22 protein-coding genes are annotated in these 19237 nt (G+C 62.1%); 14 read left to right on the forward strand and 8 right to left on the reverse strand.

Going from position 1 to position 19237, the window contains the following annotated elements; all coding sequences use genetic code 11:
* From FFS21_RS07350 to FFS21_RS07385, 8 genes are all read right to left on the reverse strand, one after another.
* Window positions 1-1060: phage Gp37/Gp68 family protein (locus FFS21_RS07350; RefSeq protein WP_137924259.1), on the reverse strand; the 1060-nt coding region annotated here is incomplete at its 3' end.
* On the reverse strand, window positions 1057-1542 hold the full coding sequence (locus tag FFS21_RS07355; RefSeq protein ID WP_137924260.1) for a hypothetical protein: 486 nt from the start codon (window positions 1540-1542) through the stop codon (window positions 1057-1059). The genes FFS21_RS07355 and FFS21_RS07350, both read right to left, overlap by 4 nt.
* The gene (locus tag FFS21_RS07360; RefSeq protein WP_137924261.1) at window positions 1539-2774 is read right to left on the reverse strand and encodes a hypothetical protein; all 1236 of its coding nucleotides are present in this window, start codon (window positions 2772-2774) and stop codon (window positions 1539-1541) included. The genes FFS21_RS07355 and FFS21_RS07360 overlap by 4 nt, the downstream gene beginning before the upstream one ends.
* Before the next feature lie 444 nt (window positions 2775-3218).
* A complete protein-coding gene (locus FFS21_RS07365) occupies window positions 3219-4067 on the reverse strand; it encodes a hypothetical protein (RefSeq protein ID WP_137924262.1) in 849 nt (282 codons plus the stop codon).
* A gap of 133 nt (window positions 4068-4200) precedes the next feature.
* A complete protein-coding gene (locus FFS21_RS07370; RefSeq protein ID WP_137924263.1) occupies window positions 4201-4563 on the reverse strand; it encodes a hypothetical protein in 363 nt (120 codons plus the stop codon).
* Window positions 4553-5782: a DUF1173 family protein gene (locus tag FFS21_RS07375; RefSeq protein ID WP_137924264.1), complete on the reverse strand. Its 1230-nt coding sequence runs from the start codon at window positions 5780-5782 to the stop codon at window positions 4553-4555. Before FFS21_RS07375 ends, FFS21_RS07370 begins: the two co-directional genes overlap by 11 nt.
* A gap of 12 nt (window positions 5783-5794) precedes the next feature.
* On the reverse strand, window positions 5795-7252 hold the full coding sequence (locus FFS21_RS07380; protein WP_137924265.1) for a 3'-5' exonuclease: 1458 nt from the start codon (window positions 7250-7252) through the stop codon (window positions 5795-5797).
* A complete protein-coding gene (locus FFS21_RS07385; protein ID WP_137924266.1) occupies window positions 7249-7698 on the reverse strand; it encodes a hypothetical protein in 450 nt (149 codons plus the stop codon). Before FFS21_RS07385 ends, FFS21_RS07380 begins: the two co-directional genes overlap by 4 nt.
* A gap of 159 nt (window positions 7699-7857) precedes the next feature.
* Between FFS21_RS07385 and FFS21_RS07390 the strand changes: the two genes are divergently transcribed.
* The 14 genes from FFS21_RS07390 to FFS21_RS07460 all read left to right on the forward strand — a co-directional run bounded on the left by FFS21_RS07390 (window position 7858) and on the right by FFS21_RS07460 (window position 19204).
* Complete coding sequence (locus tag FFS21_RS07390) at window positions 7858-8376, forward strand: hypothetical protein (protein ID WP_137924267.1); 519 nt, start codon at window positions 7858-7860, stop codon at window positions 8374-8376.
* 3 nt (window positions 8377-8379) lie between these two features.
* Window positions 8380-9021 (forward strand): DUF6988 family protein, encoded by a 642-nt coding sequence (locus FFS21_RS07395; protein ID WP_202127016.1) that lies wholly within the window; start codon window positions 8380-8382, stop codon window positions 9019-9021.
* Between the two features lie 156 nt (window positions 9022-9177).
* A complete protein-coding gene (locus FFS21_RS07400) occupies window positions 9178-9381 on the forward strand; it encodes a hypothetical protein (protein WP_237380988.1) in 204 nt (67 codons plus the stop codon).
* Between the two features lie 98 nt (window positions 9382-9479).
* On the forward strand, window positions 9480-9959 hold the full coding sequence (locus FFS21_RS07405) for a hypothetical protein (RefSeq protein ID WP_137924269.1): 480 nt from the start codon (window positions 9480-9482) through the stop codon (window positions 9957-9959).
* 66 nt (window positions 9960-10025) lie between these two features.
* Window positions 10026-10748: a hypothetical protein gene (locus tag FFS21_RS07410; RefSeq protein ID WP_137924270.1), complete on the forward strand. Its 723-nt coding sequence runs from the start codon at window positions 10026-10028 to the stop codon at window positions 10746-10748.
* Window positions 10749-10891: 143 nt separating this feature from the next.
* Complete coding sequence (locus FFS21_RS07415) at window positions 10892-11818, forward strand: N-6 DNA methylase (protein ID WP_137924271.1); 927 nt, start codon at window positions 10892-10894, stop codon at window positions 11816-11818.
* A gap of 293 nt (window positions 11819-12111) precedes the next feature.
* Window positions 12112-13821 carry a M30 family zinc metallopeptidase gene (locus FFS21_RS07420; RefSeq protein ID WP_137924272.1) on the forward strand — a complete coding sequence of 570 codons (1710 nt, stop codon included), beginning with the start codon at window positions 12112-12114 and terminating at the stop codon, window positions 13819-13821.
* A gap of 615 nt (window positions 13822-14436) precedes the next feature.
* Window positions 14437-14706, forward strand: coding sequence for a tyrosine-type recombinase/integrase (locus tag FFS21_RS32410; RefSeq protein WP_283205139.1), 270 nt, complete (start codon window positions 14437-14439; stop codon window positions 14704-14706).
* Between the two features lie 127 nt (window positions 14707-14833).
* Window positions 14834-15070 carry a FitA-like ribbon-helix-helix domain-containing protein gene (locus FFS21_RS07435; RefSeq protein ID WP_137924273.1) on the forward strand — a complete coding sequence of 79 codons (237 nt, stop codon included), beginning with the start codon at window positions 14834-14836 and terminating at the stop codon, window positions 15068-15070.
* Window positions 15057-15473, forward strand: a complete 417-nt coding sequence (locus FFS21_RS07440; protein ID WP_137924274.1) for a type II toxin-antitoxin system VapC family toxin — start codon at window positions 15057-15059, stop codon at window positions 15471-15473. The genes FFS21_RS07435 and FFS21_RS07440 overlap by 14 nt, the downstream gene beginning before the upstream one ends.
* A gap of 236 nt (window positions 15474-15709) precedes the next feature.
* Window positions 15710-16132 carry a hypothetical protein gene (locus FFS21_RS07445; RefSeq protein ID WP_137924275.1) on the forward strand — a complete coding sequence of 141 codons (423 nt, stop codon included), beginning with the start codon at window positions 15710-15712 and terminating at the stop codon, window positions 16130-16132.
* A gap of 27 nt (window positions 16133-16159) precedes the next feature.
* On the forward strand, window positions 16160-16564 hold the full coding sequence (locus tag FFS21_RS07450) for a hypothetical protein (RefSeq protein WP_137924276.1): 405 nt from the start codon (window positions 16160-16162) through the stop codon (window positions 16562-16564).
* 29 nt (window positions 16565-16593) lie between these two features.
* Window positions 16594-16833, forward strand: coding sequence for a hypothetical protein (locus tag FFS21_RS07455; protein ID WP_137924277.1), 240 nt, complete (start codon window positions 16594-16596; stop codon window positions 16831-16833).
* Window positions 16834-17530: 697 nt separating this feature from the next.
* Window positions 17531-19204, forward strand: coding sequence for a PRTRC system ParB family protein (locus FFS21_RS07460; RefSeq protein ID WP_137924278.1), 1674 nt, complete (start codon window positions 17531-17533; stop codon window positions 19202-19204).
* Window positions 19205-19237: the final 33 nt, after the last annotated feature.

Raw genomic sequence — 19237 nt, forward strand, 5'->3', positions numbered from 1 at the left:
GAAAAGCGTCGTGGAGGACGCCATCGAGGAGGCGTCCGGCCGCTTTCTTGCCGACACGATGCATGTTGGTCACGGGGAAAGCCCCGTGGTCACGCGTCCGCATGAAATCCTCCCCTTTCGTGAGCTGCTGCCCATGCCTGTCGATACAAATGCCACCGGCGATCCAGGTCTGTGCTTTGTTCACCCACTGCTCGAACGTGTCGAAGCTCCGGAAGACGGCCTCACCGGTCGTCGTCAACACGGCGTTTGTGTGCCATTCCCCCCATTGCTTCAGGAGGAAAGGCACGCCGGCGGCTGCGCACTGGTCGCGCAGGCTGCGGGGCCATGCGGGCAGCATGTATCGAGAACCTGTACCGGATTCGCCGCCAGCGATGATCCAATCGATGGCGCCTGGATCGTACTCGTTGCCCGAGGTATGCAGTAGCTCTCCCGTGGCGGCGGAGAAGACGTCAACGTGGCCAAGCAGCGGCTCCATCGACAGGAAACGAATCTTCGCCGGCGTGCGGAGCAGCTTCGGGATGTCACGGTCCGCCTCGGCCTGGTTCACAATCGTTGCACCGAGCCAGATATCGGCGGGCGCATTGCCAGCGAGCCAGGTGGCCAGCCACGGCACGAGTGGGTTTTCGGCGAAGTCTTCGCGCGACATCAGAACGTTGAATGCCTCGCTCAGCCGCTTCATAGCGTTGCCGATGCGTTTGGTCAGCACCAGCTTGTCGAGGTTCGGCGTCTGGCGCCAGACATCGAGCAGGTCGATGAACCATTCGATGGGCACCTCGTTGTCGAAGACATCGGCCAGGCTCGCGCAGAAAACGCGCTGGCGGCGCCCGTGAACCGCGGCGAAGGCCGCATGCGCGGCGTTCCACCGGAACATCTTGCGCCAGTTGCCGGCGCTTGTGCGGCGCCGTAGCGCACCTGGGCCCCAGTTATGGGCAACACCCCCGCCAAACCGGGCATTGCGCGTCTCAGCGTAGCAATGGTCGCAGCCGGGGCCGACCTTCTGGCAGCCTTCCCAAGCGTTAAAAGTGTGGTCGGTCCATTCAATGTTCGTGTTTTCGCTCATGAAATGTGGTCCTCGAAGAGATCCCGGGTGCGGGTATCTCGTTCTGATTCTTTGGTAACAGCCGACCGACCGGAGTCGGCCTGATGGGCTGCAACTGATTGACCGGCACCGGCAACGATTCGTGCACAGTGCGGGCAGCGCTTGAACCCACGCGGGACACGATCGAGTGGGATCCAACGGGCGCGCGGTCGCATTTGGCGAGCTGTGTCCTTCGGCTTGTGTCCGCACAACGACGTGCCGGTTACCGGGTCAACGGTGTGCACGAAGAAGCCGCCATTTGCACGGGCGAGAAACGGGGTCGAGTCACTATGGGTCAGTCTTGCGTACTGCGTCGTGAGAGCCTTGCTGCATTCCCAATGAGCACCAGTGGCCCCGTGGTAGCCTTGAGCGCGCTCCACACGGCCACCACAAAGCCAGCAGGTGCCGATATCCCGGTGCTCAGCAATGGTCTTGCCGAAGTAGCGATCGTCCTTGGACATCATGGGCGCCTGGGTGCGGCGAAGTAAATGCCTGTACCACAGTGCGCGCAGCCAAAATGGTGGCGCTCCTGTGCTTCGGTCCTATCTGCAGGGGGCGGGCAGCATGGGTGGGCATTCGCGCGCACGAGGAGTTCGACAAGACGCAGGGCAACCAGTTGGCGATCTTCTTCCTTGGACTGGCCGAGCAGATCCGCCGCGATTAGCGATGCAATGTGGCTGACCAGATGCAACGGAGGGTGAAAGGGGGCAGCTTTGGCAGCCGGCACGCAGGGAACACCGGCGTCGGCCGAAGCGTCATGGCCAGCCACAACGCCTGGCCGTTGGGCGGAATTGAGCGTGTCGCACACCCATTGCACGATCACGGCTTTAATGTCGCTCGCGGGATTGGTGTCGAAGTTCTCACTGAAAATGCGCAGCGTGCCGCAAGAGATCACCCCATTGCCGCCACGCCAATGCCCGGTGAACGGTGGCGGTCCACCGGCCGGCGCTGTAAGTTCGGCTGCCAGATCCTCGATCAGGGTCGCGGCCGCTTCGAATGCGTGCGCATCCTGGGTGATACCACCAGCGACTTCCTCCGGGGAACCGATTTGGACCGAGGGATCTGCAGTGATGGCGGAGGCCACCGCACGACAGGTGCGCGCTTTGCCGCGGAGTTCATGAATCCAATACTCGATGCGGTCCTGTGTGGGCAGAGGTTCTGCGGTGAGACCGTATGCTGGTCGCTCATGCTGCTGGGTCTGCGTCGACCACGCCGTGCACTTCGTGTCGTGCTCGTCTTCTTCGTCGCAGACTTCATGCTCGCAGCGGTCGTTTGTCCACGCCGACGGTGGCGTGACGGTAAGGGCGGCACGTCGGACCAAGTTCATCACGGTTTCGACGATCCTGTCCCCACCCATTTCCATGACGTACCCGCCGTCCAGCGTGTGCAGGACGTGCTCAATCTGAAGCCGGGCATCGGCCTCAGACACTCCTTCGTCTAGTGGGACGAGGGCGGCGCGGATCATGGCCATGTCGCGGACACTGGCTTGTGCAGTTGCAGATTCAGCTGGCACGCTCAACAAGCCGCAGGCGGGGTCGAGCAGCGCGTCCATCCGATCCAAAGCCTCGCGGAGTTTACCGCACGTTATGTCTTGCCGGGAGAGGAGGGGGGCGAGATTGGTATCGATCCAGTTCTGAACTTCGGCGCCGCTCCACATCTTGCGGAGTGCGGCGGGGAAACGGGGAAGCGAAATCATGGTGTGAGGGAGAGGACGAAATTATGGTGTCATCAGCCTAGCCGCTGGCGTGCAAAGTCAAGTCGGGGCGACCTACGCGCGCGTCAGCCGATGTGGAAACGGGACTGGATCGCATCCAAGGTGCGGCCGTCGTTGGGTTGGTCGAGCCGCTCCAGTGAATCCAAATCAGCTTTCCAATCGGAGCCGCAGATCAAGGATCTGCTTCGCCATCTCACCCCTCCACGGTCCGCTGATCGCGCATGGCGGCGTGCTGAATGCGCTGGAACTCACGCTTTGCGCTCGACTTCCTTCCGTCGTTGTTGCTAGGCAACTCGGTCGCATGAACCACCATGCATGTCTCGCAGCGCGCCTCATAGGCAGTCGCCTCCCCCGTTCCGCGACCCCCTGAAATTGGGAGTATCCAGACGGTTTTCTCTCCGCCGCATTTGTGGCAATCGAAATCCATCACGTACCTCCCTTCGCATCCGCCCCCGCCTCGCCGCTCTGGGTGCGTGCCTTCGCGTTGGCGCGGAGAATCAGTGCGGCCAAGTCGTCAATGGCTTGGTGCCGCGAGCCGAAAGCCTGCGTCAGCATGTCAATCAAGCGCTGGTCGCCCGGCTGCGTGACGTTGATCGTTGTGAGATCCGCCTGCGCAGCGGGTGCCGGCGCCGCGATCATGGCACAGACTGCCTCGGCAAATGCCACGATGGTTTCCGGCTCCAAGCCAGTGCCGTATGGCGCTATGGATGACCATGCCGCGTAAGCCTGCTCAGGCGTCAGCTTCGGCGCTGGTGCGGCGGGCGCAGCGATGGCTTCGAGAGTTGCTGGCACTGTCATTTCTGCATCGTTGTAGATCGAAGCGCCAGGAATGCGCGTCATCGTGTTATGGGCGTCCCATGCAATTTGCTTGCGTTGCTCCGCCGTCAGCCCTCGCCCCGTCGCTGCGTTGCTGGCATCCTTGGCAGGATCGGTATTGGGCGCGGGAGGAACCGCTGCGAGCATTACAGCCCAGTCCTTGCGACGGCGGTCCCAGCGCTTCACAGTCTCGCCAACGCTGGCAGGCACGATTCGCCCGATGTCAACCGCATGAAGCATTTCCTCGGTCGGGTTCACGGGAACTAGCATCCAGCCTTGCGGGATCGCAGCGTTGCTGACATCCCCAGATTGGGCGGCGAGGATGGCGCGGAGCTCGGTGGCGTGCAGGTCAAGGCCGCGATTGCGCGCGACTTGCGCCGCAATCGTCAGCCCCGCCTGGCGTGCGTTGCCGTTGGTCGTGCCACCGGCATCAAGCGTGCCGTTTTCCGTGACTGTCATGCTTGCTCCTTGTATATGGTGAGGATGACAATTGAAACCTTAATCGCGAGCCGTGCGTTCGCGCTTTGCTCGCACTTTTTGGTGAAGACGCAAAACATGTGCGTTTCGTCACCCTAGCGGGCAACGTTAGAAGTCAAGGTGGAAAGCGTCCTTGGAGCGTCAAAGGGAGGGCCTCGCCTTTAGCCAACCCAAAACGGACTGCAGCCGCTCGCAGCAGCTCGGTATCGACGTTGTCCTCCGCCAGCGCGGTGAGCACGGCGCGTGCGAACCCGTGGAGCGCCGCCAGTTCCTCGCCGATAGGTCCCTGCGTGTAGAGGAACAACCCGTTCTGCATGCGCCGCACCGCAGTCGTCTCCGTAGCCATGCGCAGCAGTAACGTTTCTGCCGTGTCGTGGCTGACGCCAAGATGACGCTGCAGGAGCACAACAGACGCTGCGCGATGCTCGTGGACAAGCGCAATTGTCCTTGCGAACAGGGCTTCGCGATCAGCGTGCATCGTGCGACGGTGACTTGGCTTGGGGCAGCGGCACTTGGGTGAGGGACGTCGACACCGCATCCCATTCGACAAACGGGACACCCTGTGCACGATAGTGCTGGCGCTTGGCCGCCATACGCGCGTCGTACTCCGGGTTTCCGGTCATGCCCAGCACCTCGATGACGACCTCCGGTTCGACATCAGTCAATACGAAGTCGGGATGGACGACGGCGCGGCCAATGTGGCGCAGGGGCTTGCGGAACGCACGGCGCTGGGCGACCAGGTGATCGGCCATAGCGACTTCGTACGACGAATCGCACGGCAGGAACTGGCGGTTCGCGAGCATTGCGGCCACGTTGACCACGGTCAGGTAGCCGGCTTTCGATCGCTCAACCAGCAAGACGGCGACGCAGCGTTGGTCGTCCTTGCCAAGTGCCGCCAGGGCCCCGCCGAAAGAAGATTGCAGGCGGGCGTAGATCTCGGCCGCCATGAAGAAGCGCTGCGTGCTCTGGCGCAACACCAGCTTGCCGCCATACCGGGTGGCTCCGTGCGACTCGACCTCCCCGATTACGATGCCGCGCGGGTTGCCTGTCGAATTGGGGGCGAGGCGGGCCTGCCACGCGTCGAATTCGGCCAGGATTTCTGTCTTGCGCGCCGGGTCCCATCGTTGCATGACGTGCAGCAATTCAGCGGCGGGCTTGCCGTTGATGTGGCAGTCGGCTAGCTCCGTGGTCAGCTGGGACCAGCACGCGTTCCAGCCGCGCGAGCCGTTGCCGGACCAGACGTTCAGTCCCGCTTGCTCCCACGCGTACTCGAGAAAGGCGAGCAGGCCTGCGGAGCGCCGCTGGGGCTTGGTGCTCTGCGCTTGCGGGGTCCGTTGCACGGTCTTCGCCGGCGTTCGCGTGCTTGCAGACAGCGTGGCATCCAGGCGGATGTCATGGCGGCCGTCGCGCACGCGGAAAGCGTCGAGGCTGTCGACGACATTGGTCTTGGATTGCGCCTGCCGATGGAAGGGGCATGCGCCGCCGTGGTGATGGGCCTGGTCCGGCCAGCGCGCCAGCAGGAAGATATCGCGGTGGCGTCGGATCACCAGCTTGGGCCGTGGACGGCTGGAGGTGCAGCCGCATTCTGCGAACCCTTGTACGGTCTTCGCGCGTTCCAGTTGCCGGGCATAGCGGCCCGGGTCTTCCAACACATCGCCCAACGGGAACTCGGTCCCGCCAATCCGCACCGTGATCATGATTGATTCTCCTCAGACGCCTGCATCGCGGAACATGGTGTAGAGATCGCGCCGGATCTCGCTCACGTCCAGGACGTGCTTGGCGCGGGTCATGGCGACATAGAGCAGTCGCATTTCCTCTGGGGCCATCGTGAGCTGGCCTTCGTCATTCTTGAATTTGAAGTCGCCGGCGAGCTGGACGCGGTTCCATTCGAGGCCTTTGGCGCGGTGGATGGTGGAAACGATGTAGTCCGCCTCGTCCTCCGGGGCAACGCGCGTGAGGATGAGCCTGAGGTAGTCGACCCCCTCGCTGTCGATCAGCGTGACGAGTGGCTTGAGGTCCCGGCCTGCGAACGACTCGGCGTACTCCTGCACCTCATCCCACGTCTCGAAGAGGGCGAGGGTCGCTGGAAAACCGACGCGCTGGCCGCGCATGAGCTGCTCTGCGCCGTCCGCGAAGGCGCGCAGCTCATCGACGTTGGCTCGGACCGCCACACGGTCACCGCGGCCGATGCCTTGCGCGAGGTGGGTCAGCACCGTGGCGTTCTTCCGACACAGGATGGCGTCGAATCGGTCTTGGCCGGGGGAGGACTCGTGCAGGACGCGTGAAGCGACATGGTCCTGGCCACGTACGGGCGTTTGCTCGTCCATCAATTGCAGCACGCGGCTGGCGAGCTGGGCGATAGCGGGGCCGAAGCGGAACGATTCAGTCAGTGCGCACTCGGGCGCGCGGATATGCTCCATGGCGTTCACGGCGCCACGCCATTCGTAGATTTGCTGGTAAGGGTCGCCAACGTAGATGACCTGGCACTGCTGGGCGCGCAGCACGGAGAGCATGAGGCCATCCGCATCCTGCGCCTCGTCGAACAGGATGAAATCTGCGCCGATGCGGGGCCGGCTGAGTTGCCAGAGTTTTACGTAGCAGTCGTGTGAAATGGCTGATGGCGCCGCCGGATCGAGGTATTCCGACCAGAGGCGTTTGACGGACGGCAACAGCGATTCGCGCAGATGCTCGGCTTCCTCGTCCTTTACGATCGCCTCGACCGGGATGTGCCATGCGAGCGGTTCGGACTGGGCGGAGCGGCAGAAGCGGGCGGCACCGTCCATCACCATCCGGGCGACCTTGCTCGGACTGAGTTCCAGATCCTTGCCAATCGTGGTAGGCAGGCGCAGTTTGCCAAAGCCATAGCGCAACGCCAACTGGTGGGGCGGCTCCACCGGATTTCTCAGCTTGCGGGTGATCTCGGGCCGCGTGCCGCTGTAGGCCAGCGAGTGCACCGTGCGGCAGCGGGTGTTTTGCGGGAATTTGCGGGCCGCTTCGTTGGCGATCTCTTTGTTGAAGGCGAGGTACAGACCCCGGGCACGGCCGCGAGCCTCGGCAGCCATGCGCAGCGTTGAGGTCTTGCCAGCGCCGGCATACGCTTTGACCTTGACGGCGCCGCCGGCGCCGACTGCTTCGACGACCTGATCCTGTTCAGCGGTTGGCTTCATGCAATCTCCAGTGCAGCCTGTTCCGGCATCATGGCCAGGACGCGCCGACGGACCGCGAGCATGTTTGCGCGGGAGGCCTCTGCGCGTCGTGCAGCTTCGCCGCTGACCATGTCAACGATGTAGGCGAAGTAGAAGGGGGTTGTAGGACCCGTCCACGCCAACCATTTCGTACGGATTTCGGCGCGAAGTTCGGCTGCCAGGGAAAAGTAGACGGCGCGTTTCTCACGCCAGATCCGGGCGTGCAGGCTGCGCGTCGTGCGCTCCAGGTTGTCTGAGCGACGCTGACGGCGCGCGAACTCCTCGTCCGGCGAGTGCTGCTCGGCCGCGACGTGTTCCGCAAAGAGCGGGTACCTGTCGCGCTCGCGTTGCTGCTTGCGGGCGAAGGCAGCCTGGCGGCGTGCATTGAAATTGATGGGATCGTGGCGTCCGTGTCGGGTAAATCGCATGGCGGCTAGGTATTTGGTGGTCTGAGACCAAGATACCGGCCCCACGCCGAAGTCAAGGCGGCCGGCGGGCGTAGTTCGCCGCCAACCATTCTCCGGGTGATTTCCGTCGGGGTTAGGCCCGAAAGCTATAGAATTTGGGGCGCCTTTTACCGGAAAACCATGTCGCACACACCCATCAGCCGAGAGGTATCCCTCGGGAACCGCCCCCAAAGCGAGCCGCAGTTCATCGCGCCCGGAGAGCCGGAGTACGGCGAGATCGCCAGGCTCGACGCCTTCATCTTCAAACGCTATCTCGACCGTGTGTTCTGGCACCCTCGCCCTGAGGTGCTGCGCTTCGAGGTGCGCGCTGTGCCGTCGCCTGTCGGTAGCGTGTACGACGTGGTCGCACTCGTGGGCCAGGGAGAGGGGGAGGTCTGGTTTTCTGAGGCGGCCGTGCCAGCGCGCTGGGACTACGTGGCCATCACCGAGGCGACGGATGGGCTAGGGCGACTGCAGCGCGACAAGCTGAAGGCGCAAGGCAAGCTTCCTGAGGACTACAGGGCGTTCATTGGCGATGGACCCATGCAGGACTATTCCAATCTGGAGAACCCGGAAGAGGTTGAGCAGCGGCGCTGGGCCGTAGTGAACCGTCTCCGGGAGGCTAACCGCCTGGCCCGACATGCAACAAAGGGGGAATAGCCGATGGCCGTCGATATCCTGAGCCGCTCGGCGGAACTCCACAACGCCGCAGTGACTGGCATGGCCCGCGCCACGCCCGTGGATCATCCGCGGACGATCTGTGCTTACCAATGCGCGTTAATGTCCGTGGAACATGCAGCAGGCGCCGTTGCATTGCTCACGATGGGCATGCCTAATGCCGCGATGGCACTTTTCCGACCGCAGTTCGAAACCCTGATCCGTGGCGTTTGGCTGCTGGAAGCGGCAGGCGAGAAGTGGGTGCGGCAGTATCACGAGCCACTTAGCGAAGAGTCGGCGCGGGCAGCGGACAAGGCGCCGGGCCTCAAGGTCATGTTCGACGAGCTGCTCAAGCTCGATGACCCGCGAGTGAAAGGAATCGTGGGGCATCTGGACGAGTATCGCCAGCAATCCCTGCGCGCCATGAACAGTTTCACGCACGGCGGTATGAATCCCATGTCCAGATCCGGTTCCGGTTACCCGATGGGACTGATTGACAATGTGGTCAGGTGCGCAAATGGCCTGGTCACCTATGCGGCGCAGATGGCTGCGCTGGTCTCGACAGACGCTCAGCCCAACATGGTTCCCGTGCGCGCACTCCACGCCGACTTTGCGGATTGCATGCCGGCGAAGAAGCCCGATGCATGACTAGCGTCTTGCCCTAGGCGCTGGTGCGCTGTACTATCCACTCGATTCTCCGCGCTACCGCGCATCGACCTCGCCGGCGTACCGGCCATCTTCTTCTTTCACCCATTGGGGCTATGTCCCCACATGGGTCATGGCTCCCATTACTTTGGAGCCATCATGTCTCACATCGACGCCCCTGAAACTGCCGGTGCCATCGTTGCACTGGTCGTGATTCTTTTCACAGCGCTTTTCTTCATCGTTACGACGGTGAGCATACCGCTGCTGTACCTGCAACTTTCCACGCTGACAGTCGCCGTTCTGGTGGTTGCTGTGTTGTGGGTCCTTGCCAGGTTCTCTCATCTGTCGGGCCAGCTGGTCTGACCATCGCCGCGCGCTGCCCATCCGGCACGCGCGGCCCTCCACACCCATCCGGGAAGCGTCCCGATGGGGCGTTTCCCGTCTCCCATTTAGGAAACGCAATGCTCCGCCCCAAGACAATTGACATCGAAGTCGGGCCCGTCCCGGCCGAAGAATCGTGTGCGCAGGTTGGCCGCGACGACTACAACGAGCGCTCGCGACGTGAATGCGCTGTGTACATCCGGCAATTGCAGCGCGTCTTCAATTTCCCGGACGCGACCATCCTGAAGTTTGTTCGTCGCGGCTTCCCGCATGAACTCGGGCGGTACCACGAGGTGGTGGCAGTCATGACGGCAGAAGGTGCAGAAGTATTTGACGAAGACCGCTTGCCGCACGCTTGGGATCATGTCGCTCGCGCCGAACTGACGTGGTTGCGCCTTCAGCAGCAGTGGCGCGAGACAGTGCTTGCGCGGCCGTCGGCCATTGCCCTTGTCCCGGAGATATTCCGGGCGCAAGAGATTCCGGAATTCCCGAATCACCCTGTTGCGCAGTGGTGGGCTATGGGCTTTTCCCCCGCCGTGCCATCGCTCGGCTTGCACTGAGCATCGCAATTTCCCCGCATGGGACCGAGTCCCTGCGGGTCGGTCCCGATATTCCTTCGAGACCATATGTACAACCAGTTGATCGGCCAGTTTCTGGCCGCGGAACACTTCAGCACGACCGATATGGATCGGGTTGCCAAGCTGGAGGCCACTCTGTTCCCCAATGCGGCGCGCCTCGCCTGCCGGCGTTCGAGTGAATCTCGGCTGCGGTACCGTCGTGCCTTCCTGAAGCGCCTTGCAGCAAACCTTGTCGACAAGGCGAGTACGCAGATCGGGGAGCGCGTCGACGAAACACGGGTCCAGTTGGATGGTCCCCGTAATGTCTGGCAGGTGATTGACGCCGGCCAGATTCCCGATCTCGACAAGCTCTGGCATGTCTTGGTTGCCTCAAAAGCTCAGCCGTTGCCTATCGAGCAGGCCGTAAGCGTGCTGCGAAGCGCCTTCGCGGATAACACGAACCTGAGCATGAGGCTGACGCGGCAACTCGGAATCCTGCGCCTTGCGGCTCCGTCCGAGCCGGCGGCCGGCCATACGCCCGGTATGCGGTGGCTTTGTGCCGGCGCTGTCGACCGGGTTAACCTGGTTCTAACTGGGTTGGCCGTCTTCGCCAAACGCTCTGGCGAGCTGGCAATGGCCGCCTGCCTCAGTGAGTTTCGCGTCGACGCGCCGTTTGTATCTCCCCAGCGGCGCGCCTTCCCTGGTGTCGAGATCCGCCAGTTCAACGAGCAATGGGAGATCAGATTGCACCGAGAGCTTGCCGAGCGCCTGGCGCAGTTCGTCGGCACCTGAACCCTTTTCTTCCACCCCGTCCGGGAACGTTCCCGGCAAGGGGGCGTTTCCGGATCCATTGATCCCAACGAAATGCCCCCAAATTCCATTCAATTCCGTTGCTGCAGTACTGCCGCGTACCCGTTTCTGCGTAGGCCGGGTCAATGAGCAAGGCCGCCAAACGCAAGTTCGAAGGCACGGCCAGCGACCCGCACAAGCAGCTGCTGTCGTTCTTCAAGGCCTTCGGCCACCGGCACTCGATGCACGAGGTCTTCTCCGACTTCGTCGAGTTGTCGGCGCTGACCATCAGCAATGCCGTCGATCGCCATCAGTTCGATGCGCGGGAGAAGCGTTACCTGGAAATCGTGAAGCGGTACGAGCGCGAGGATCTGGAGCGCTTCTCGCACATGCTGGGGGCCCTGACGCTGACATTCGAAGACCGGGTGCAGCAACTGGTGCCCCACGGCGACGGCCTGGCCGATGTGCTTGGCCAGACATACATGATGCTCGAACTCGGGAACGATCGGGCAGGGCAGTTCTTTACCCCGTACAGCGTCTCTCGCCTGATGGCCAGCATCAATATCGGCGACGGCAATCCGTACGTTGACCGGGACGGGTTCGTCACGATCAGCGAGCCGGCATGCGGTGCCGGTGGGATGGTGATCGCTTGCGCGGATGCACTTCATGACGCAGGCCGCAACTACCAGCAGACGATGCATGCGACCTGCATCGACATCGATCCAAGGTGCGTCCACATGGCGTACGTTCAATTGTCGCTCCTGAATATCCCCGCCATCGTCGTACACGGCAACGCGCTCTCCGTCGAGGCTTGGGGCACCTGGTTCACGCCGGCTCACATCCTCGGTGGTTGGGGCGCGAAGCTGCGGGTAAAGCGGTTCCGTGAGGCTATGGAATCGCTGACTCCGGAGTCCGTTGACACCGACGAATCCGCTGCCCCGTCGTTGCCGACTGGATCGACTGACCTTGAGGTTGAATCCATTCTCCACGTGAGTGCAGATCCCGAGCAGGCGCGCTTAACCACACCGGCGATGCGGGTCTTCGTGCCAGATGACCAGCTTGCGCTGTTCTGACGGCGAAAAGACGCCGAAATTGCCAACCTTTCGGGGTCATCGACCGGCCCACTAAGCCATAAGATGGTTTCCGTAGCGCCCCGCTACGGAACTCTCTCAAGATGGACCCGTTCTCCCCGCCCTCCTCGTGAGGGCTTTTTTTTTGAAGCCGTGGGCGATTGCCGCAGATGCACCGGCAAGTCCAGAGGGTTAGGGTAATCCCCCATAAGCGGGGTGCAGGGCACGGCGAATCCGCCGATATTCAGATGCCGCGAATTGAAGGGTAGCGGCCAACGAAACATGGAGAAATTGTCATGCGCAATCAGCGCACTTTGTCGTTCCCAGGGTCTCTTGCTTTGGCATTGCTGACGTCGGCCGTGCTAGCGGCATGCGGAGGTGGCGGCGATGGCGGAGAGCCCGCCACGCAATCCACTACAACGGCCGCGACCGCGCCGAGCGGTCCGGCTACCCAGACGCCCGCCGATCCGGCTGCCAAGCCAACCAGTGTCGTTGCACCGGCCTGCTCGAATTGCGCTGCGGTCGATGCGAATACCTACGCCGGCTCTGGCGTCGGTGTCTGGCAGAGCATGAATGCCACGACGGCAGCCGTCGACATGCCGATCAGCATCGCCGGCCTGACCGGCCAAGACGTGACCCTGGTGTTCACGAACCAATCCGGCACCGCCCAGACGATGCCGACTGTCGCGCTGACCGCGTCGCAGTTGCCGACGGTGGCCGCGAGCGCCATCCAGTGGGATGACGGCGTCAGCGCCGCCAAGGGCCGGATCGCCGATTACAACCGCGATGGCTGGGCCGCCAAGGCAGGCGCCCGGGGCACCGGCGCCAGCCTGTCGACGTTCGGCGCCACGCCGCCGCTGCGTGCCGCCTACACCGTGGGCGACACGCGCAACTGGTATCACGAGGACAACAGCTCGCGGGCAACCACGCTGGTCCGTACGGATACGACCGCCGACGGCACGGTCGTCAACTTCTGGGTCGAGGATACGGAGAACAACCCGCTCAAGGTCAGCACGGCCATCGTCGCCGCGCTGGAAGCGGGCTTCGTGCCGGCCGGCAAGATCTACGACCTGCTCAAGCAGACCGGCGGCCCGGTGTGGGGTCCGCACGTGTACACGGACCTGATCTCTGGCGCCGTGGCGCAGCCGATCGACATCGTGATCCTGAACTTCGACAACAACGCCACGCCGTTCGGCATGGTCGGCTACTTCTACGGTCGCAATGCGCTCACGGCTGCCGCCGAGCCGCTCAGCAACCAGTCGGTGTCGCTGTACCTCGATGCCGAGACCCTATACCTGGGTGGCGCGTCGGGCATGAAGTCGATGCTGCTGACGATGGCGCACGAAGGCATGCACATGCAAAACTTCTACCGGCGCGGCGTGGTGAAGGGTCCGGCCTACGCCTTTGCCACGTGGCTGGAAGAGGGCACGGCGATGATGATGGAGGACTTCGCGAGCCAGTCGATCGACCCGACCTACAACGCGATCCGCGATGTGCGCTTCCCGAACTACATCGGCTACAAGGCAGGCTCGTATAACTGCAGCCTGCTGACGTGGGACCCATTCGGCGCGGCCTGCGACAGCTATTCGGTGTCCGGCTCGCTGGGCGGCTTCCTGGATCGGCAACTCGGCCTGGGCTTCTACAAGCACCTGCTGACCAATGTCGGCAGCACGGACTCCGTTGCCGTGCTTGACGCGTCGATCAAGGCGATCGCGCCGACGTCCAGCCTTGGCGAGCAGCTGCGCCGCTTCGCCGCCACGTCTGGCGCGCTGATGAAGGCGCCGAGCCCGACCGGCTTCGGCTTCCCGGCCCGCGCGGAAGGTGGCTTCACGCTGCCGGTGATCGATCCGCAGGCGCAGCTGGCCAGCCGCACGCTGACGCAGACGGTGCCGTCGACGCTCCAGCCCTACGCGAGCCTGCCGGTGGTGCGCAAGGCCGTGAACGGTACGTATAGCGAGACGGTCAAGGTTCCGCCTAACTCGACGTTGTCGGTCGTGATTCAATAAGACCCCCGGGGCGGCAACAGCCGCCCCTTCGTTTTTTGGGATTGTCATGCAGAAGATCGTACTGACCGCACTAACGGCACTCGGCCTTGCGGCCTGCGCGGGCGCGGCAACGGAGCCTCAGACGCAAACGCTGGTGGGGGAGATTCACATCAAGGGTAACGAGCCATTCCCGACCGTGGTGTTGGAGACGGCTGCCCATGAGACCTGGGAGCTGGTGGGAATGCCTTTGGACGAGGCTCGCTCGCTCGTTGGCCGCGAAGCGACTGTAGAGGGCACCGTAGTCAAAGCGCCGGGGCCTGGCGTGTGGCTGCCATCCCTGCGAGTGCGAGGCACTCCGCGGAAATCCGGACGGTGACTCGACTGGGAGAGCAATGAAATTCGAGGCGAAGCATTCCAATGCCTGTCCATCGCCTTTTCCGAGGACGCCAAGCAGGGAGCGCTCCGCGTTTTTCTCTCGTAACAAGTTCGAAATCGAGCATATTCCGAGATGGACAAGGATGAATATCAAGGGCGCCAAGACCCTCAAACCTTCCCAAATCCGCCACCTACTCCGCGTCACCGAGGCTCATCCTGACGCACAAGGGCGGGCCCTATGAACTAAGCGTCAAGCGCAGAATCAACGAGGCCGGCGAACGGGTCGATTACCTTGCAGCCGACAGCCTGCAAAGCTATGTGACGGGGCTCTATCGAGCGGCCGGGCTTGGGAGGGACTACAGCAGCCACTCAAGGCGACGGACGTTCGCCAGTTGGCTTCTGGCGCAGGGGCATTCGCTCGAAACCGCGCAACTGCTGTTGGGACATGCCGAGCTGGATCATGTTGCTCCCTATTTGGAAGTGCCGAAGAAAGAATATCGAGAGGCGATAGCCGAGTTGGACGCTGGCTGAATGTAAAGATCTAAGCACAAATGCCGATACCTCAACGAGGTGTTGGTGCGCCACTCCCTGACGCTATCAATGATTGCACTTCATTGTGTGCGTGCTATCATTGATAGCGCGACGACAAGGAGTGGCAATGGCAAATCTTTTGGTTCGAAATGTCGATGAGGGACTCGTGCAACGACTGCGTGAAGTGGCCGCAGCTCACGGGCGTAGCGCTGAAGCCGAACATCGTGAAATCTTGGCCAAAGCGTTGGGCGGGACGAAGCGCAAGAGTTTTGCGGAAGTCCTTATGAGCATGCCCAACGTTGGCGAGGATGCCGACTTTGCACGCGTTGATGACGTGGGAGAGGTCGCGCGTGTATTTGGTTGATACCAATGTCATCAGCGAGGTGCGAAAGCGCCTGCGTGCTAACAAAGGTGTGCTGGCATTCTTTCGTCAGGCAGTCAAAAAGGATAACGGTCTCTATCTGTCCGTGGTGACTGTGGGCGAGTTGCGGCGAGGTGTCGAGGTGGTTCGTCACCGTGGCGATGAGCAGCAGGCGGCAATGCTTGACGCATGGCTGGAGACTGTTCTGAGTGATTTCGCGCAGAACATCCTTTCGGTGGACGAGGAAGTTGGCCAAGTGTGGGGACGCCTTCGGGTTCCGCATCCCGAGCACGCGCTAGACAAGCTGATCGCTGCAACTGCCCTGATACATGACCTGACCGTTGTAACGCGCAACGTAGAAGACTTCGGGGGGCTGGGTGTCCGAGTGCTGAACCCATTCGACTAAGGAAAAGGAGCGTTTCAAGTATGAGGATAGCAACGAACTTTGTCTTGCTCGTAATCGCGCTGGCGATGTTCGCCTACGCCTGGAACATCCTGACGCAAAAGCGCCCGGCCGTTCAAGGTGCGCCTTGTATCGCGCAGCAAAGGGGTAAAAGCAACTGCCGACGGCACGCCGGTAGTGTGCCACCAAGATATGGGTTGGAAGCCCGCCCAGTAAGACAAGGGAAAAGTGGAAAGACGATGTTCGAGCGAATTGACGCACTAATCACCACGCATGATTTCGCCTTTCAGGCCTGGCAAGACCGCTACGGCAAAGGCGTGTGGGCGGCGCTCGGGGTGTGGGAGAACATGATCGATACCGTCCGCGACCTATCAAGCGCGGGCGATCTCGACATGATCCCGGCAATGGAGTACGTATTCAGCGTCGATTGGCTGCCGATGGAAACCGGTCGCACCCTCAATGAGGCAATGGCCGCACTGGAAGCGAAGCTGGCCGCGCTACCGCAAGAGCAACTGACCCGCGGTTCCGAATGGACGTCTGCGGTCTCGCGCGCGATCGAGGATCTGCGTGACACATGGAATGCTGTGCGCGGCTATGGTGATCTTGATGGCAAGCTTCCGAAGCTTCCTGCTGACTTCGCCGAGCTCGGCGCTGCAGGGTAAAAGACAACGGAAAAGACTGACTGAACCATGAAAATTTTGCCCGTTGTGACATTGACGATGGCGGCACTGGGGGTGTCGGGCTGCTCGGACGCCGGCTGGGAGCTGGCGATGGCCAGCGTCGCGTTCGCGCAGTGCCGGCTGGAGGAAGGCGCAGCTTGCCAGAAGCAGCCACCGGCAGGGACGACCTTCCAAGCGGCGACGCTCACCCGCAGCGGTGACGCAGTGCGCGTACGCGGGGTCCTAAAGGACCCCGCGGCCTGCGAGAGCTTCGTGCGCAACGCCCGGCCATTGCGGCCCGATGTCGTGGTGCAGGCCGTGGTGAACAACACCGTTGTCAAGCCGTACGGTGACGCGCCCTTGGAGCGGTCGATCACGTCCGCGTGTGCCACGGGGCCCTACGACGTATCCGTAACGGTGGGCAAGCCGTCCTAACGCAGTCGCAATAGACAGGAAAAGCAGAAATGGTGGAAAGTACTGCAATAAAATGCGGCGAGCGCGACGCCGAAGAGGCGAGGTTCTCCTTCTCCGGCCCCTCCCTGGCACTACTGATTCTCAACTGTGTTGTGTTCGGCAGCTGCGTAGCTGGGATCTTTTTCAATGCTGCTTCGCGCAACCCGGCGGCCATCCTTGCTAGCTTGATCGGCATGGCCGGCAGCGCATTCGTGGTTATATTGACTGTTTGGCGAACGCGCGTTCGATAACCGCGATATAGGACGACAGAAGCCGGTATGAAGGGAAAGAGTATTTTCTTTCAGGCCGAAGCAGAGCGAGTCCGCGAACTCCAACGGAAGGTTCGCAGGGCGGATCGTGATGAACAGAAGAAGCTCCGCGACCGCCTGCGAAATGATATCGGCTTCTATATCTCGGGATCACCCTCGCGGTGTTTTGCGCGACGCTCTGCGTGGCGTAGTGGCGGCTGGCCTCGCAGCATCTGGCAGAGTACGAGCGATTCGATGACCCTTCTCGGCTGCCGATTGTCCTGGACGCCATGACGAAGCGAGCGCGGAGGGAAGGCGATTGGCAAACACTGGAGGAAATGCGCGACGAAGTGCGTCTTGCTCTCGCGGCCTTGGACCGTCTGAGGCACGACACGGCTGAGCGGAAGCTGCGCGAATCGAAAGCAATCGGGCAGCGACAACACTGACAACGGAAAAGGACATGGATCTGCCTGACTGCGGGATCCCGCACCCTACTATCGCAGGTGCTTGATTCCGAAACTGGCCTAGGATATCCTCACGGCACCTACCGCGTCCTAGACGCATCGACCCCGCACCTCCTGGTGCCAGCTTCTGCAGTACGGTGGCCGGCCAGCATAGCCTGGTAGTCCAACCTTCTATCCCCTCGGGAACCATGTTCCCGGTGCGGCAACGGGTTCCCCTATTCTCGCGAGAACCCACAATGCAAAATCCTACCGTTGTTATTGGCAGCATCCGTCCTGGCCGCAACCCGCGCAAGTACTTCGATCCTGCCCAGATGGCCGAGCTGACCGAATCCGTCCGCGTAGACGGGGTCATCCAGCCCATCTTGATCCGTCCCATCGAGGATGATGAGCACGGCCACGAGTATGAGGTGGTAGCCGGCGAACGCCGGTATCGTGCTGCAATGGCGGCCCACGGCGACAGGTACGAGATGCCTGTCAACATCCAGGTGATGACCGATGCCGAAGCCGATCGTAAGGCGCTGATCGAGAACATCCAGCGTGCCGACATGGCTCCATCCGAGGAGGCCGTGCAAGCGTCGAAGATTGTCGGTCAACTGAACGGCGACCGCGACGAAGCGGCCCGCCAGCTTGGCTGGTCGCGCTCAACGCTCGACAAGCGCCTGGCGCTGATGAACTGCAGCGAATCCGTTCTGGAAGCGCTCAACACCCGTACGATCCAGCTCGGCCATGCCGAACTGCTGGCCACGCTCGCCAAGGACAAGCAGGACAAGCTCCTGCCGGTCATCGTGAGCGAGAAAAAGCCCGTTGCGGAACTGAAGAAGACGATCGAGGCCGCCGCGTGCAGTCTCGAAGCCGCCATCTTTGACAAGACTGAGTGCGCGGCGTGCCCGCACAACTCGTCGTTGCAAACGGAGATGTTCAGCGAAGCCATTGCCACCGGCAACTGCACAAACCGCGCATGCTACGACGGCAAGCTCACCAGCAAGCTCGAAGGCATCGCCTATGGGCTCAAGGACGAGTATCCCATCGTGCGCATCATCCGGGTGGGTGACAACCACACCCGGATCCAGTTGAAGGTTGAAGGCCCGACTGGCGTGGGCGATGAACAGGCGAAAGCCTGCCACGCGTGCCAGAACTTCGGCGCCGCCGTCAGTGGCCTGCCCGACTCGATGGGCAAGGTCTACAGTGGCCAGTGCTTCGATACCGTTTGCAACCAGAGCAAGGTTGCCGCGCGTATCAAGGCCGAGAAGGATGCCACCAAGGCGCCTGCAGCCAAACCGGCAGCAGGTGGCAAGGCGGCGCCTGCGAAGAAGGGCGACCAGTCCTCTGCTGCGGCCGAAAAGCCGGTGACGTCGATCAGCGAGAGTGAAAAGGTGAAGGGGTACCGCACCGCGCTCTGGCGCAAGGCACTGCGCAAGGAAGTTGCGCAGAACGCCGAACAGGCGAACTCGTACCTCCTGGCGGTTGCACTGAACGGGCTGGCGCGCAATATCGCCGGCGACGTGATGGGCAAGTTTTTCGAGAAGCTGACCGAGCAGAAGTCGTCATCGTCGCTGCAGGGCTGCCTGACGGCCATCCACGCGCTGGATGACCAGAAGCGCCAGCAGCTGACGATCGGACTGACCGTTGCCGCTATCGATGGCGTGGAGGTAGGCAATCTCCGCGAACTGTGCCGGTATCACAAGCTGGATCTGCGCAACCACTGGAATCTCCAGCAAGCACAGGATTTCCTCGAAATGCTCACCAAGTCGGAGATGAAGGTTCTCGCCGACGAACTGGGTATCCGCAAGGCGCTCGGCGATGGTTTCGCCAAGCTATTCAACAAGTCGAAGCCCGAAGTCATCGCCGGCCTGCTGGCGGTGGAAGGTTTCGACTACACCGGAAAGCTGCCCAAGGTTCTGGGCTACTGATCCACTCAACTCTCCATCTGCAGAGGGCGCCCA

This window comes from Cupriavidus sp. 2SB (genome assembly GCF_005503625.1).
Classification (GTDB): domain Bacteria; phylum Pseudomonadota; class Gammaproteobacteria; order Burkholderiales; family Burkholderiaceae; genus Cupriavidus.

What these genes read in the sequence shown, in the direction of transcription:
- FFS21_RS07390 (WP_137924267.1), top strand. Translation starts at nt 7,858, where the DNA reads ATGTCGCACACACCCATCAGCCGAGAGGTATCCCTCGGGAACCGCCCC.
- FFS21_RS07455 (WP_137924277.1), top strand. Translation starts at nt 16,594, where the DNA reads ATGGTGGAAAGTACTGCAATAAAATGCGGCGAGCGCGACGCCGAAGAG.
- FFS21_RS07375 (WP_137924264.1), bottom strand. Translation starts at nt 5,782, where the DNA reads ATGATCACGGTGCGGATTGGCGGGACCGAGTTCCCGTTGGGCGATGTG.
- FFS21_RS07415 (WP_137924271.1), top strand. Translation starts at nt 10,892, where the DNA reads ATGAGCAAGGCCGCCAAACGCAAGTTCGAAGGCACGGCCAGCGACCCG.
- FFS21_RS07435 (WP_137924273.1), top strand. Translation starts at nt 14,834, where the DNA reads ATGGCAAATCTTTTGGTTCGAAATGTCGATGAGGGACTCGTGCAACGA.
- FFS21_RS07385 (WP_137924266.1), bottom strand. Translation starts at nt 7,698, where the DNA reads ATGCGATTTACCCGACACGGACGCCACGATCCCATCAATTTCAATGCA.
- FFS21_RS07410 (WP_137924270.1), top strand. Translation starts at nt 10,026, where the DNA reads ATGTACAACCAGTTGATCGGCCAGTTTCTGGCCGCGGAACACTTCAGC.
- FFS21_RS07450 (WP_137924276.1), top strand. Translation starts at nt 16,160, where the DNA reads ATGAAAATTTTGCCCGTTGTGACATTGACGATGGCGGCACTGGGGGTG.
- FFS21_RS07355 (WP_137924260.1), bottom strand. Translation starts at nt 1,542, where the DNA reads ATGATGTCCAAGGACGATCGCTACTTCGGCAAGACCATTGCTGAGCAC.
- FFS21_RS07370 (WP_137924263.1), bottom strand. Translation starts at nt 4,563, where the DNA reads ATGCACGCTGATCGCGAAGCCCTGTTCGCAAGGACAATTGCGCTTGTC.
- FFS21_RS07460 (WP_137924278.1), top strand. Translation starts at nt 17,531, where the DNA reads ATGCAAAATCCTACCGTTGTTATTGGCAGCATCCGTCCTGGCCGCAAC.
- FFS21_RS07420 (WP_137924272.1), top strand. Translation starts at nt 12,112, where the DNA reads ATGCGCAATCAGCGCACTTTGTCGTTCCCAGGGTCTCTTGCTTTGGCA.
- FFS21_RS07380 (WP_137924265.1), bottom strand. Translation starts at nt 7,252, where the DNA reads ATGAAGCCAACCGCTGAACAGGATCAGGTCGTCGAAGCAGTCGGCGCC.
- FFS21_RS07360 (WP_137924261.1), bottom strand. Translation starts at nt 2,774, where the DNA reads ATGATTTCGCTTCCCCGTTTCCCCGCCGCACTCCGCAAGATGTGGAGC.
- FFS21_RS07405 (WP_137924269.1), top strand. Translation starts at nt 9,480, where the DNA reads ATGCTCCGCCCCAAGACAATTGACATCGAAGTCGGGCCCGTCCCGGCC.
- FFS21_RS07445 (WP_137924275.1), top strand. Translation starts at nt 15,710, where the DNA reads ATGTTCGAGCGAATTGACGCACTAATCACCACGCATGATTTCGCCTTT.
- FFS21_RS07395 (WP_202127016.1), top strand. Translation starts at nt 8,380, where the DNA reads ATGGCCGTCGATATCCTGAGCCGCTCGGCGGAACTCCACAACGCCGCA.
- FFS21_RS07400 (WP_237380988.1), top strand. Translation starts at nt 9,178, where the DNA reads ATGTCTCACATCGACGCCCCTGAAACTGCCGGTGCCATCGTTGCACTG.
- FFS21_RS07365 (WP_137924262.1), bottom strand. Translation starts at nt 4,067, where the DNA reads ATGACAGTCACGGAAAACGGCACGCTTGATGCCGGTGGCACGACCAAC.